This is a genomic window from Streptomyces sp. NPDC102279 (assembly GCF_044766365.1).
In the GTDB taxonomy this organism is placed as follows: Bacteria; Actinomycetota; Actinomycetes; order Streptomycetales; family Streptomycetaceae; genus Streptomyces.
This window is the reverse complement of the sequence record NZ_JBIWLU010000010.1, coordinates 127,996-141,754: the sequence shown is the minus strand read 5'-3', so window position 1 is coordinate 141,754 and position 13,759 is coordinate 127,996. Positions and strand designations below refer to the sequence as shown.

Here is a 13,759-nt window from a genome sequence, read left to right as displayed (position 1 = left end):
CCGGGCTCAGGTGGACTGGGGCTCGAAGTCCCAGTGGGGCCGGTTGCGGGAGCGGGCGGAGATGGTGTGGACGTGCCGCGCACCGAGCGTGGAGTCGAGGTCGGACAGTGCCTCCTGCTCCACCTTCTCGGCCTCCTGACGGTCCGCCATGCCGCGCAGGTCGGCGGCGAGCGCGACGCGCGCGGACAGGGTGAGCGGGTGGGTGCGGCCGAGGGTCTCGGTGGCCCGGGCGACCGTCTGCCGGCTCAGCTCCGTCGCCGGTTCGGGACCGATGACGAGGTTGCGCAGGGCCGCGGCGTTCACGGCGCAGCCGAGCGTCCAGGGATGGTGCTCGCCCACCGCGGCCGTCATGTCGGCCAGCGCCTGCTCGACTACCTCGTGGGCCTGGTCCCATTCCCCGACGCTGCGCAGGATAAGGGCGTGGTTGGCGCGGGCGCCGACGATGAACGGATGGCCCTCGGGCAGCATCATCTCGTACCGGGCGAGGACGGACTCGCCGATCTCGCGCGCCTGGTCGATGTCACCGTGGTCGCGGTAGAAGCAGCTCGTGCCGACGGCGAACCGGAGGGTCTGCGGGTCGGTCTCGCCGAGGACCCGCTCACAGCGCTCCAGCACACTGGCGAACATCGGGCCCGCCGCGGTGCGGTCGCCGGTGCGGTACTGGCACAGGGCGAGGTTGTGCTCGGCGTCCAGGGTCTGCGGGTTGTCGCGGCCCATGACGTTGCGGTGCTCGCGCACGCTGGTGCGCTGCGCGGACTCGGCCTCGGCGTACCGGCCGAGGAGACGCAGGTCCGTCGCGTAGGAGATCTCCGAGTACAGCGTCCACGGGTGCCGTCCGCGCAGCAGCAGGCGCCGTGACTCCAGGGTGCGCAGGTCGGCGTCGTGGGCCTCCTGGTACCGGCCGAGGAGGCGGAAGGAGACGGCCAGGTTCTTCTGGGCGTTCAGGGTGCGGGAGTCGGCGTCGCCCAGGAGGTCGCGGTACAGCGCCAGCAGCCGTTCGGAGAGCCTCAGGGACTCGTCGTAGCGGCCGAGGCCCCGCAGGTCGGCGGCGAGTCCGCCGAGGGCCCGCAGATGGTCGAGGTCCTGCTCGCCGCGCTGCTCGCGCAGGTGCTCGACGGTGGCGCGCTCCAGGACCTCGGTGCCCTGGTAGTCGCCGGCGGCGCGGAGCAGGTTGGCGTAGTGGTAGGTCAGTTCCCAGACGCGCGGGTGGTTCTCGCCGAGGAGCGGCTTCCAGGCGGCCAGTGCGCGCTCGCCGAGCTTGGTGCCGGCCCGGTACTCGCCCGAGATGTACATGTAGCGGAGGCAGTTGAAGACCAGCGACTGCACCGCGGGGTCCTTGCTCTGCAGGACGTCCGCGAACTTCAGGTGCGGGACGATCTCGGCGTAGCCGGGCCACAGGCGGGTGTCGGTGGGCCGCCGGGGGTCGGCGGCGGCCAGGGCGCGCCGGACGACGTCGACGAACTCGCGGCGGTCCTCGTCGGGCATGTCCTTGTGGACGATCTGGTGGACCATGCGGTGCAGGTAGAGCGACTCGCCGGAGGAGGCGGTCTCGTCGCCGGCCGCCTCGTGGGACTCCAGTCGGACGACGGAGTACTGGCGGAGCTGGTTGATCGCCCGGTTCCACAGCAGCGGGTCGTTGAGCAGGCCCGCGATCTGTTCGGGGAGCTGGTCGTGCGGCATCTCCTTCAGGAGGCGCACGGGGATGAAGCCGGGCGCGAAGAAGGTGCACAGGCGGAGTAGGTCGACGGACTCGGGGACGGTGTCGCGGAGTTTGTTGAGGAGTATCGACCAGGCGGTCTGGAAGGCGACGGGGAAGTCGGCGGAGATCTTGACGACGTCCTGGTCGATGCCGCCGTCGAGGAGGGCGATGTACTCCTGGACCGACAGGTCCGAGTCGTTGAGCCAGCCGGCCGTCTGGTCCAGCAGGAGGGGCAGGTCCTCCAGCGCCTCGGCGAGCTGGTCGGCCTCGGGTTCGCTGAGGCGGGGCGCGCGGCGGCGGATGAAGGCGACGGACTCGTCGCGGTCGTAGACCGGCACCTCCAGGAGCTTGCTGTTGTGCTCGCTCCACTCGGGGTTGCGCGAGGTGATCAGGACGTGTCCGGCGCCGGTGGGCACGAGGTCGTAGATCTGGTCGGGCTCGTCCGCGCCGTCCAGGATCAGCAGCCAGCGGCCGTACGGCTCGCCGCGGCGCAGCGAGTCGCGGACGGCACGCAGCCGTTCGCCGTACTCGGCGCCGGTGCTGAGGCCCAACTGCGGTGCCAGCTCGGCCAGTCGGCGCCGGTAGGTGACCCGCTTCTCGGCGTTGACCCACCACACGACGTCGTACTCGGAGCCGAAGCGGTAGACGTACTCGGCGGCGAGCTGCGTCTTGCCGACGCCGGACATGCCGTGCAGGGTGACGACGCCGGCGCCCGGCTCGGCGCCCTGGAGCAGGTGGTAGGCGTCGTTCAGAAGGGGCTCGCGGCCGGTGAAGCGGGTGTTGCGGCGCGGGACGCCGCCCCACACCTCGGGCATGGCGGCCGGGTAGCGGGGACCGCGCCGGGCGCTCTCGGTGGCTTCCGGCAGCGGGTCGGAGGGCAGGTCGAGGCGGTCGAGGACGCGGCGTTCGGCCTCGTCGGCGCCCATGTTGTTCAGGTCGACCGCGCCGAGCACGGCGGTGGCCGTGGGGACCGGGCTGGTGGTGACGGACACGGCGGCGAACCGGGACGGGTCGGGGGCGACGACCTCGCGCAGCGCGGTGTTCCACTCCTCCTGGGTGCGGGGGCCGAGTTGGAAGTACCACTCGCTGACCACGATCAGGATCCGGCCCCGGGCGAGGGTCAGGTCGCGCAGCAGGTCGACGAGCGGGACCTCGGCCGGGGAGTCCCAGCGCTGGTAGACCACGCGATGGCCGCGCCGCTCCAGGCGGTCACCGATCCAGGCGGCCCAGGCCCGGTTGAACCCGGCGAAGCTGATCGTGACGGTCTGCTTCACGGCCCCCCTCTCGGCTGGCCGGACCGGCGTACGAGCTCCAGACATGCAGCGGCCTCCCCGCGCGTGATTTTAGAACCGCCGCGAGGGCCTGCGATAGGGCGCCGACACAGCCGCCCGCCGCCTGCCCACGGTCCTTGGTCAAACGTGTTCAGCGACGATCTTGGCGCACGGAGGGTCCCGCGTCCGGGAAGCCGCGGCTTTCGGCGAGGATGGCTCGATCCGGCCGGTGGCGTGAAGGCATTCACCGGCGGGGCGTGTGCCGCTGTGTCCACAGCGTGCGGGCGGCCCGTACGTAGGCGGTGGCCCGCGCCGTCTGGCCGCGCGGCGCCGGCTGCTCGGCGAGCCGTTCGTACACCTCGACCATGCGGTCGACGAACTGGCGTCCCCGCGTGGTGAGATCGCCGGATCCGACGAGCGCGGGCAGGACGGCCCCGACCTGCTCCTGGTAGCGGGCGTGCCGGGCCCAGGCTGCGTCCCGCTCGGCGGGGTGCCGGGCGGCGAGCGCGGTGCGCTGGAAGAAGTCGGCCAGCGCCAGGTGGGAGTAGGCACCCTGCAACAGACCGTCGTACGGGCGCGGGTCGGGCCGCCAGGGCGCGAAGTGCCGTGCCTCGCCGTCGGCGTGATGGAGCGTCATCATGTCGCCGAGCGCGGCGAGTTTGGTGTGCTGTATCTCGTGGACGAGGGTCGCGGCAAAGGCGGTGGCGGTCGCCGGAGCGCTGCTCAGGACGGCACCGAAGGCCTCACGGCGGGTGCCGCTGCAACTGCCGCCCGCCCGGCCCTGCACCGCCCCGGGGGGTGCGGAGAGGGGGACGAGGCAGCGCAGCAGGGCCGCCGCTTCCGTGAGGCGCCGCTCGCCGCCGAGACCGAGCGCCGCCGCCGTGCCGGACCAGGCGTGCAGCCAGTGCTTGCGGTCGGCGTCGTCGAGGGTGACGGGGCCGCTGAGCGTGTGCGGCCGGGGCCCGCCGCGCGCCGTCCGGTAGGGGTCGAGGTCGTCGAGCGGCACGGGCGCGGAGCCCGGCAGCAGCCCCGGCAGCGCGTACGCGGGTGTCCAGGCCGCCGCCTCCGACCACGCGCCGACGCCGCTCTGCACGTGGACGACCACGTCGGCCTCGCCCGGCCGCCGGAACGTCAGCCGTCCCCGCCGGTGCACGAGGCACACCTCGGTGTCCCCGGGACAGCCGGTGCGCAGCGCCCCGAGAGAGGGCAGCGTGAGGACGCCGTCGCGCGCGCTGAGGCGTACGGCGCAGGACACCCCGGCGCGGACGGCGGCCACGGCGGCGAGCGCCCCGAAGTGGGCGAGCGCGCGGGCCGGTTCACCGGGATCGCGCTCGGTGCCGGGGCCGGTCGCGGTGCCGAGTCCGCGCAGGGCGTCACGGGCCCAGGGGCCGGTGAAGGGGTGCAGGAGCAGGGACCGGACGCCGGTCGGGTGTGGGACGGGGAGAGCGGGGGCGGAGGTGTTGTGGCCGGTCCGGTGCGGGGGGCGGGACGGCGACGGCGCGCGGTCCGCCGGGACCTGGCCGTTCTCGTCACCGGTGGCCCGTTCGGCCGGCGGCTCGGACACGAAGGCATCCGCGTGCCGGGCGGGCCGTCCGGCCGGGGGCTCGGACACGACACCGCCCGCGGGGCCGAACACCCCCGTAAGTGCGCCCACTTCACCTGTCCCGGCGCCGGGGACCGGCCTCGCTTCGGGGCCCGGACCGGCCGCCCCGCGCGCGCGGCGGGCGGCCCGCTCCAGGCGTTCCACCTCCTCCAGGAGGGCCCAGTCCTCGTGCAGCCGGTTCAGGGCGGCGGCGGGCAGGAGTCGCGGGCCGGCGGCCTCCGCGGCGTCGAGGACCGCGCGGAGCAGGAGCAGCCGCCGGGTGTGCTGGTCGCGCACGAGCAGCCCGAGGGTCTCGGGGCCGCCTTCGGTGCGGCCCAGTTCGGTCAGGGCCCGCTCCGGAACCGGCGGCAGGATCACGGGAAGCCCCCTTCGGAAGCGGCGGGGACGGTGACGGCCCCGGCCAGTCTCCCCGCGACGTGCCGGATGAAGCGCTGGAGGTCGGCGCAGTAGACGGACGGGTTGGCGAAGCCCCGCCCGGCCCGGTAGCGGTGCGCGTAGTGCCCGCCGCCGCAGACCGTGAGCAGCGGGCAGGCCCTGCAGTCGGCCGAGAGCGCGGCGGCGCCAGCCTGCCGGGCGGCGATCCCGGGGTGGCCGAGAGCCTCGTCGAAGCCGTGCCGGAAGACGTCGAGTCCGGTCTCCGCCGCCCCCGCGTAACAGGACTTCAGGGAGTCGACCTGTTCGATGGAGCCGTCGGTCTCCACGACGACGGCGTCGAACGGTGCGAGGCCGAGCGACTCGGTGGCGGCGGGCAGCCCGAGGAGCAGCGCGAGGCACTCCTCGAAGAGCCGGACGCGCGTCTCCCGCCGCCCCGCCCCCCACCAGCGGTCGAAGACCGCGCACAGCCAGTCCCCGTAAGCAGTCGCGCCGACGGCCCAACGCAGCGGCGGGGCCGACCAGTTGCCGTGCGGGAGCAGCAGGTCGAGGGCGGGTGGCCGCAGCGCGAGCAGTGACTCGTACAGCTCGACCGGGTCCGTCGTGGGGTCCACGACGGTGAGGATTCCGGCGTACGCCCGCGGGTGGTGTGCGGCGATCAGGCGGGCGCCCCGGGTGGCCGCGGGCCAGGAGGGGCGTCCGGCGCGGTCGGTGCGCAGCGTGTTGTGCTCGGGCAGGCCGCCGTCCAGGCTGATGCCGACGCGGATGCCGTGCCGGGCGAGGACGGCGAGCCGGCGTTCGGTGAGCAGGGTGGCGTTGGTCTGGACGGTGGCGTGCACCGTGCAGTCGTCCGGGACCAGGTGGCGGACCCGGTCGGTGAACCGGGCGAGGGTGCCGACGCCGGCGAGCAGCGGTTCGCCGCCGTGCAGGACCAGGGACAGGGCGGTCGAGCCGTGGGCGCGGGCGTGTTCACCGATCCGCCGCGCGGTGTGTTCCAGGACGGCGGGCGGGGTGGCGGCGGGGCGGGCGCGCCAGCCGTGGTCGGGGCCCTCGTAGAGATAGCAGTAGCGACAGGCGAGGTTGCAGCGGCCGTGCATCTTGACGATGAACTGCCGGAAGGGGAAGGGCGGTTCACCGGGGTGGGCCGCGTCGGCGTGCGACGGGGCGGGACCCGGCGGGCGGGAGGTCGCGGTGGCGCGCGGACCGGGATGTGGGGTGTCCCGGTGCGGGGTGGACGTCGTGGGGATCGCGGAGGTCACCTCTTCCGACACTCCGGCACCCCCATGACGTACGGCCCCGCGGTTCCGCGGCGCGCACCGCGCCTCGGCCCCTGCCCGTACGGGGCGGCATTCCCGGGCGGGGCCCGGACACAAACGCGGCGCGCCGGAAGTTGTCCGGTTCAGTCACCGGAGCGGACCGGAACTGACGTCTTGCGCGACCGCGTCGGCGTTCCACACGTCCTTCGCGCCCTTCAGAAGGAGTTGTTGAACCCCCAGAGGATCTCGCTGGGCTGTGCGGCCCGTTCCCGCAGATCGGCCAGCACCTCGTCCAGCACCGGGTGCCGGACCGCGCGCAGTTCCGCGAGGTCCAGTTCCAGCAGATCGGGCAACTCCGCCGGCCCCGGCGGCCGGTCCTCCGTGACGTCCGCGTCCCGTGCTTCGTCCCGTACGCCCATGTCTTCCCCCTAGGCTTCCCTGTCGCCGCACCGGCGGACGCCGGCGGGCACCTGCTCGCTCACTCCAGCTCGGCCAGCCGTTGCGCCGTCTGCCGGGCCGTCGGCTCGCCCGTGCTCAGGGCGCCCTCCGGGAACCGGGACCACTCGGCCCGTGCGGCCCGGTAGGCCTCGCGCGCGGCCCGCGGCCGTGCCGCCGCCTCGTAGGACATACCCCGCCAGTGCTGTGCCCGCGCCCCCAGTTCCACGGCCTCCTGGCGCTCACGGTCCGTCTCCGCCTCGCCCTCGGCGTCGCGCGCCGTCTCGGCGGCGGCCCGGAAGGCGTCGATGGCCTCGTCGAGACGCGCCTTGCGACCGAGGCTCTGGTACGCCTCGAACTGCGCCTGCCCGAGCTCCAGCCAGCAGCGCGCGGTGGTCAGCGGCGGGCCCTCCTCCAGCGCCGCGAGCCCGAGAAGGTGCTCGGCCTCCCGCAGGTCGACCCGGTCGCCGCGGGCGCGGTAGCGCAGCATCAGCGCGCGGCCGAGCAGCAGCAGGCGGTGGGCGAGATCGCGGCTGCCCGCCGGGGTCTCGGCGCGGCAGTCGCGCAGCACCCGGATGGCCCGGGACAGCGACTCGGGTCCGCGGTCCAGGACCGCGCGGTGCAGCAGGGCCTCTCCCCATTCGGCCAGGACGTCCGCGTGCGCGGGGGCGTCCCGGGGCACGCCGCGGGACGCCTGCTGGAACCGGTCGGCGGCGTCCTGGAGTTCACGGGGGTCGCCGCTCTCCGCGTACCGGGCGACGTGAATGCGGCCGGCCCGCACGTGCAGGGCGGCGCGCAGTCCCTGGTCGCGGGTCAGGCCGAGCGCCTCGTCGACGTGGGTGCGGGCGTCGTCGAGCGGGCCGCCGGACCGGAGGACCGCGTCGACGAGGTCGAGGAGTATCCGGACGCGCGCGGTCTCGGCGGCGACGCCGGTCGCGCTTGCGGGGCCGGGTTCGAGGGCGGCGCGCAGGGAGTGGGCGCCCTGTTCCGCGTAGAGCCTGGCCTGTTCGTGGTCGGCCGTGGCGCCCGAGAGGCGCAACAGCACGCGGCCGTGGGCGAGCGGCAGTTCGGGCGGTCGGGGCTGCTCGTCGGGCCAGGCGTCGGCGAACGCCTCCAGCATGCCGACCGCGCCCTGCAGGAGGGCGCTGTCGCCGCCGAGGCGCCACTGCGCCTCCAGGGCGCGGACCCGTTCCAGGGTGAGTCGCAGGGCCTCGGCGTCCTCCAGGCCGGGCGCGGCGCAGGCCACCGCGTACTCGCGGTCGGCGCGGCGCAGCAGGTCGAGCGCGCCGCGCCGGTCGCCGCGCCGCCTGCGGTCGGTGGCGGCGGCGTGCAGTACCCGGGCGAGGGCGGCGCGTTCGCGCAGGGCCCGGGGGTGCGCGACGGCCCGTTCGGCGGCGGCCTCCGCCTCGCGCAGCAGGTCGGCGCCGCCCTGCACCTCCCACAGCCGCAGCACGCGGGTGGCGTACTCGGCCCACAGTTCCGGGTCGGCGCCCGCGGGCCGTTCGTGTTCGGTGGCGCCGCGCAGCAGTTGGACGGCGTCGATGAGGTCCTGCACCATGCCGTCGCTGTCGAACTGGCCGGCCAGGGAGCGGGCCCGGATCACCGCGGGGTGCGTGGGCCGGCCGCCGGGCAGGTCGTCGCGGCCGCGCCCGCCGTACAGCGCGAACTGTTCGGGCAGCGGCATGAACCGCTCCAGCACCCGGGCGGCGACCTCGGCGAAGGGCTGCGGTACGAGGGTGGCACCGCCGTTGTCGCCGTTCTCGCCCGCGTATCCGGTGCCGGGCGGGTACGGCCGCCCGGAGCCGCCGTCGCCGAGCTGGGCGAGCGCCAGGGCGGGGAAGTTGGGGCCACCCCTGCCGAAGCGGTGCGCGATGTACTCGGAGCAGTGCTTGAGGACGAGCATGGCCTCGTCGCGGCCCAGGGGCGACAGCAGGGCCTCCTGCACGCCCGGCGCGAACTCGTACCACTGGGCGCCGTCCTCGCCGTGGTCCTCGGCCTTGGCGCGCGAGACCAGTCCGCTGAGCAGGACCTCCGCCAGTTCGGAGGGCCCGGAGTCGGGGAGCATGGTGCGCTGGACGAGCTGCATCACGGGGAGGCTGAGAGGGGCCGCCGCGAGGTAGCCGGCGAGCCTGCCGGCGGCCTTGGAGGCGTTGGACCGGAACCGGCTGACCAGTTCCAGTCCGGACAGCCGTCGCCCGGCGCGGGGTCCCTGGGCCGGTCCGTGGTCGTGACGGACCCATCCGACCGCGCCGGCGACGGGTCCCGCTCCGGCCCCGGACAGCAGCCGCGCCCAGGCGCCGAGGGCGGTGGGCTCGGGGGGCAGGACGGGCACCGGCAGGGCGCCCGCGCGTGCCTCAGGCACCGTTCCGGCGGGGAGGCGGACCTTCAGCGTGGCGGCACCCGCGAGGGCTTCGCCGCGTGTCAGGCGGCCGTAGGAGACCGGGAGCCGGGTGCGGTTCCACATGCGCTGCGGGAGTGGCTGGAGCACCGCGACGGGGCCGAGCCGGGACAGGTGGTGGAGCAGCCGGTGGGCGCGGCCGCTGTGCCACAGGGGACCCGCGCAGTCGCTGACGAGGAGGGTGACCCGACGGCCGGTGGGATCGCTGAGCCGGTCGGCGGAGTGCAGCGGGGCGACGCCGGGCTCGGGGCTTCGGCTGACCGCGGGCTCGCCGTCGGGCCCCTGGTGCAGATGGCTGACCTCGATTCCCCAGAAGGCGCCCAACTGGCCGAAGACCTGCTCCAGTTCGGTGAACATGCGGTCCCACACGCGCATCGACGAGGAGGCGTCCATCACCAGTTGGAGCGCCGCGTCGGCGCGGGTGACACCACGGAACACCGGGAGGACCAATCCGCCCGCGCGGGCGCTGAGTTCGGCGGTGGCCGTCTCGTCGAGGGCGGTGCGCAGGGGCGGCGCGGCGGTCCGGTATCCCTGTAACGGGCGTAAGGCGCGCTGGAGTTCGAGTGGGGAGGGGAACGCGGGCGCTGCCGGTACGCCGACCGGCAGCTCCGCCGCACGGCCTCGCACGGGTCCGCGGGGCGCGCCGTCCCGCGGCACCGGGTACAGCGCGACGCGCCGGTCCGTGCCGGGGTCCTGCCGGGGCGACCCGGTCCCGTCGCCGGGCGGCGGCCGGCCGGTGTCCCGCGGATCGGGCCGCACGGGAAGCGGACCGTCGCCCGGCGTCAGCGCGACGTCCGGCGGCGCGCTCCCCCGCCCGCGCTCCACGGCGTCCGTCGGACGGGACCAGCGCGCCAGCCAGAGCGCGTCGGCCAGTTGTCCGGCGTCGGGATCGAGCCCGATCTGCCGCATCCGGGCGATGAGTTCGGCGATCGGGTCGCCGCCGGGCATCAGCGCGTCACCTCGGGCGGTCGAGTCGCTGGATGAGCAGGTCGGCGAGCCGGTCGCGGCTGGGCGGGGCGGCCGCGTCCGTGAGGTAGATGGCGTTCAGGAGCTGGTCGGCGGCGACGAGTTCGCTGCGCGAGCGCTCCAGGAAGTGGGTGATGAGATCGTCCCCTGCGCGGGCGGCCTCGTCGCCGAGGTGGGCGCGGACGAAGGTGGCGAGCCGCTTGTGGTCCGGGCGGCCGAGTTCGAGGTGGATGCAGCGGCGCATCAGCGGGGCCGGGAAGTCGCGCTCGCCGTTGCTGGTGAGGACCACGAAGGGGAAGGCGCGGCAGCGCACCCGTCCGTCGCGGACCCGTGCCTTGCCGCCGTCGGCGGTGAGCACCTCGGCCTCGCCGCCGGGCAGCCGATCGGCGACGCGCTCCAGCTCGGGGATCGCGAACTCGCCCTCCTCCAGGACGTTCAGGAGGTCGTTGGGCAGGTCGATGTCGCTCTTGTCGAGTTCGTCGATGAGCAGCACGCGCGGGGTGTCGGACGGGAGCAGGGCGGTGCCGAGCGGGCCGAGCCGGATGTAGCTGCCGATGGCCTCGACGGAGCCGGGGGCGCCGGGCGTGGCCGGGCCGGCGCCCTGGGGGGCGGCGATCTGCACGTCCTGGAGCCGGGCGATGGCGTCGTAGTGGTACAGCCCGTCCTGGAGCGTGGACCGGCTGACGATGGGCCAGCGCAGCACGTTGCCCAGGCCGAGTTCGTAGGCCACCGAGTGCGCGAGGGTGCTCTTGCCCGCGCCGGGGCTGCCGGTGACGAGCAGCGGGCGGCGCAGGTACAGCGCCGCGTTGATCATCTCCAGCTCCTCGGCGCCGGGCCGGTGCAGTTCGGCCAGATGCCGGTGCGCGCCCAGCCTGCGGTCCTCGGAGCCGTCGGCGCCGGCTCCGGCCGTGTCCCGGCTCGCGAAGTCGCGCCACGGCGGCGGGGCCGGAAGGCGGTCCAGGCCGTCGTGGGGTTCGCCGGCGCCCCGGTAGATGAGCCACTCGCTGGATTCGGTCATTGCCCAGTCCTCGTCGTCACTCGTCCACCACGGCAGCCGTCGGAGTCTGCATCACCGTATCGACCCTCGGGAGGCCTCGTAAGGTCCCAAGGCGGGCTCACGGCAGCCCACTTGGGCTCTCCCGGCGCATCGCGGGGCCGCGCCCCGGCCGGTGCGGTCACGGCGCCTCCAGCAGGTCTCCGGTGCCGGGCAGGGGCCGGCGGGGGTCGTCGTAGAAGAGGGCGATCCCGTCGGCCCAGTAGGTCTCCGGTTTGCCCGCGCGCAACCCGGCCCGCAGGGCGTGCACCAGCTCGGGGAGCCGGTCCGCGCCGCCCGCGCCGGCCACCGCGTCGCCGGCTCTGCGGTGGAACTCGCCACAGACCGCGTCGGCCTGCCCGCGCCAGCGCCGCCACAGGGCCACCCCGTACCCGCCGTGCACGATCCGTACGAGCGCCACCCGGTCGTCCTCGAAGCGGTGGTCGCCGTACCGGCAGAGCACCGGGACGGTCCGGTGCGGCAGCCCGCGCAGCGACTCCGCGGCGGGGACGGGCACCCGCAACCCGTCCTCGCAGTCGAGGACTTCGGCCTGGGCGCCGTGCGTGTGGATCCACTTCCAGCGCGCCTCCCGCTCGTCCCGCTCCTCCTCTGGCAGCGGTCCCTCCTTCCCGTCCGGCAGGCCGCTCCCGTCGCCGGGGTCGGGCAGCTGTTCCCGGTCGGCGCAGCGCACGACGACGGGGCGGTACGCGCCGAGCGGCGGCTCGTCGGCGCCCAACTGCCAGGCGTCGACGTCGAGTCCGAGCAGCAGATGGGGCAGCGCGACCTGGAGGTCGGCGGGCCGTCCGGGTTCGTCGCACTGGCGGAAGGCCTCCGCGAGGGCCGGTGCGAGGACGGCCGGCAGGTCCTCCAGCACGGTGCGTTCGCCGTCGCGCAGCCGCACCACCTCGCCGGTCGGCCGGCCGACCGCCACGTGCCAGTCGCAACGGCCCGGCTCCCAGCCGAGCTGCTCCAGTTCGAGCAGGACGAACAGCCGGGGCGCACGGTCGGCGCTCCGCACCGGGGCGCGCGCCGCCCCTGCCCCGGCCGCCGACGGACCGCGCGGCGGCAACTGGAGCCGCTCGATCCACTGTTGGCCCAGGCGGCGCCGGTAGCCGGGGCCCGGTCGGCCCTCGGCGGTCTGCCGCACCCACTCCCACAGGGCCCGCTCGGCGGCCTGGGTCCCCGGGGTGACGAAGGGCCGCTCGGCGGACATGGCCCGCATCGCGTAGTCGAGGACGAGGTCCAGTGCGGCGTCCTGGCGGGAGCTCTCGTACAGCGCGCCGAGTCCGTCGCGCCAGCCGCGCGGCGCCGGGTGCGGGATCGCGGTCTGGTCGCCGAGGAGGGATTCGAGCAGGCCGAGGAGGGCGCGGGTGCTGACCGGCGGCGGCAGGTCGGCGAGTCGGCCGAGCAGCTGGGTCCGCTCCTCGGGGCTCAGTGCCCGGCCGGGGCGGGCTCCGAGCTGGTTCTGCACGTCGGCCCAGGTGCTGCGGTCGGTGTCGGGATGGCGCTGCCGGTCCCGGTGGTAGCGGTCATGGGCGTGGAAGACGGCCTGGTAGCTGTCATCGTGCTCGGCACGCGGCTCCTCGGCGGGCACCGGCAGGGACCGTAACTGCTCGACCCCGGTGCAGGTGCCCCCGAGTCCGCGGTCCGCGCGCGACTTGAGGACGCCGACGACCTCACCGCGTACGGGATCGACGACGGGGCCGCCCGAGACGCCGGGCGGCAGCACGTCGCCGCCCAGCCGGATCTGCTCGTCGTCGGACCAGCCGCCGAGGGTGCCCTGCACCGTGCAGGTGCCGCTCAGCCGGCGCAGTTCCCCGCCGACCACGGACCAGCCGGAGTAGAGGACGACGGCCTCCTCGTAGTAGGCCGCCGGGCGTTCGGTGACGTAGGCGCAGTCGTGGTCCACGGGTTCGCTCAGGCGCACCAGGGCGAGGTCGGGAGAGGGCCAGGTGCCGCGCGCGGGGAGGTCCACGTGTTCCGGGAGGGCCGTCGCCACCACTCCGGCGACGGCGGACGTGCCCCGGCCCGGCCCTGTCTCGTACACCACCGTCACCTCGTCCCCCTCCCCGCTCCGGACCACGTGCGCGCAGGTCAGAACCCAGTTCGGAGCGATGAAGAAGCCGCTCCCGAGGAACGTGCCGGGTTCGTCCAGGGCATACCCGGCAGCCGCGCGATGGATGCGTACGGTGGCCGCCATGACGAGGTCGTGCAGCGCACGGTGGCCGTTGCCCGGGCCGCCCGGTGCTCCCGGGGCGTGCCCGTCCCTCATGCTCCGCCCCCGCCGGGGGCGTCGTCGGCGCCGCCGTGCGCCGGGGCGCCGGGAGACGCGCCCGCGTGCGGGATGGCCGCGGTGTCGTCCAGGTCCGGCGGGCCGCCGTTCCACGTGAGCGTCACGGTGATGCCGGCCTTGGCCTCGCCGTCCGCCAGCAGGCCGACCACCTTGCCGGCCTTCGCGGTCAGCTCGATGCCGAACTCGACACTCACCTCGTCGGGCCGTACGGCACGCAGCGGCGCCGCGAGGGAGCGCGCGACGCTGGTGATGACCGCATGCAGGCTCTCGACCTGGGCCTCGACCCGGTCTCCGAAGGCGACGTCCGACAGGGACAGCTCGCCGGACTGTTCCTCCAGCTCGTCGGCGCCCGTGATCCGGGCCCACACCGGTGTCCCGTCCGGCATCTCGATCCGTGCGATCCGGGTCACTGCGTCACCCATGGCATCCCCCG

Annotated in this window: 8 protein-coding genes; all 8 read right to left on the bottom strand. The window is 75.1% G+C overall.

All coding sequences use genetic code 11. The features are described 5' to 3' along the window. Positions 1-6: 6 nt before the first annotated feature. The 8 genes from fxsT to ACIRQH_RS25865 all read right to left on the bottom strand — a co-directional run bounded on the left by fxsT (position 7) and on the right by ACIRQH_RS25865 (position 13,748). Positions 7-3,018, bottom strand: a complete 3,012-nt coding sequence (fxsT, locus tag ACIRQH_RS25900; RefSeq protein ID WP_358815714.1) for an FxSxx-COOH system tetratricopeptide repeat protein — start codon at positions 3,016-3,018, stop codon at positions 7-9. Between the two features lie 196 nt (positions 3,019-3,214). Then, positions 3,215-4,930: an aKG-HExxH-type peptide beta-hydroxylase gene (locus tag ACIRQH_RS25895; protein WP_404227070.1), complete on the bottom strand. Its 1,716-nt coding sequence runs from the start codon at positions 4,928-4,930 to the stop codon at positions 3,215-3,217. Continuing rightward, on the bottom strand, positions 4,927-6,042 hold the full coding sequence (locus ACIRQH_RS25890; protein WP_388867070.1) for an FxsB family cyclophane-forming radical SAM/SPASM peptide maturase: 1,116 nt from the start codon (positions 6,040-6,042) through the stop codon (positions 4,927-4,929). The genes ACIRQH_RS25895 and ACIRQH_RS25890 overlap by 4 nt, the downstream gene beginning before the upstream one ends. Positions 6,043-6,416: 374 nt before the next feature. Continuing rightward, the gene (gene fxsA, locus ACIRQH_RS25885; RefSeq protein WP_358815713.1) at positions 6,417-6,620 is read right to left on the bottom strand and encodes an FxSxx-COOH cyclophane-containing RiPP peptide; all 204 of its coding nucleotides are present in this window, start codon (positions 6,618-6,620) and stop codon (positions 6,417-6,419) included. Positions 6,621-6,679: 59 nt separating this feature from the next. Then, positions 6,680-9,982 carry an SAV_2336 N-terminal domain-related protein gene (locus ACIRQH_RS25880; protein ID WP_404227069.1) on the bottom strand — a complete coding sequence of 1,101 codons (3,303 nt, stop codon included), beginning with the start codon at positions 9,980-9,982 and terminating at the stop codon, positions 6,680-6,682. A gap of 7 nt (positions 9,983-9,989) precedes the next feature. Next, positions 9,990-11,018 carry a MoxR family ATPase gene (locus tag ACIRQH_RS25875; protein ID WP_358815711.1) on the bottom strand — a complete coding sequence of 343 codons (1,029 nt, stop codon included), beginning with the start codon at positions 11,016-11,018 and terminating at the stop codon, positions 9,990-9,992. 157 nt (positions 11,019-11,175) lie between these two features. Then, a complete protein-coding gene (locus tag ACIRQH_RS25870; protein ID WP_404227068.1) occupies positions 11,176-13,305 on the bottom strand; it encodes a trypsin-like peptidase domain-containing protein in 2,130 nt (709 codons plus the stop codon). Further along, on the bottom strand, positions 13,302-13,748 hold the full coding sequence (locus ACIRQH_RS25865; RefSeq protein WP_388866721.1) for a CU044_2847 family protein: 447 nt from the start codon (positions 13,746-13,748) through the stop codon (positions 13,302-13,304). The genes ACIRQH_RS25870 and ACIRQH_RS25865 overlap by 4 nt, the downstream gene beginning before the upstream one ends. Positions 13,749-13,759: the final 11 nt, after the last annotated feature.

What these genes read in the sequence shown, in the direction of transcription:
- fxsT (WP_358815714.1), bottom strand. Translation starts at nt 3,018, where the DNA reads ATGTCTGGAGCTCGTACGCCGGTCCGGCCAGCCGAGAGGGGGGCCGTG.
- ACIRQH_RS25890 (WP_388867070.1), bottom strand. Translation starts at nt 6,042, where the DNA reads ATGCACGGCCGCTGCAACCTCGCCTGTCGCTACTGCTATCTCTACGAG.
- fxsA (WP_358815713.1), bottom strand. Translation starts at nt 6,620, where the DNA reads ATGGGCGTACGGGACGAAGCACGGGACGCGGACGTCACGGAGGACCGG.
- ACIRQH_RS25880 (WP_404227069.1), bottom strand. Translation starts at nt 9,982, where the DNA reads ATGCCCGGCGGCGACCCGATCGCCGAACTCATCGCCCGGATGCGGCAG.
- ACIRQH_RS25875 (WP_358815711.1), bottom strand. Translation starts at nt 11,018, where the DNA reads ATGACCGAATCCAGCGAGTGGCTCATCTACCGGGGCGCCGGCGAACCC.
- ACIRQH_RS25870 (WP_404227068.1), bottom strand. Translation starts at nt 13,305, where the DNA reads ATGAGGGACGGGCACGCCCCGGGAGCACCGGGCGGCCCGGGCAACGGC.
- ACIRQH_RS25865 (WP_388866721.1), bottom strand. Translation starts at nt 13,748, where the DNA reads ATGGGTGACGCAGTGACCCGGATCGCACGGATCGAGATGCCGGACGGG.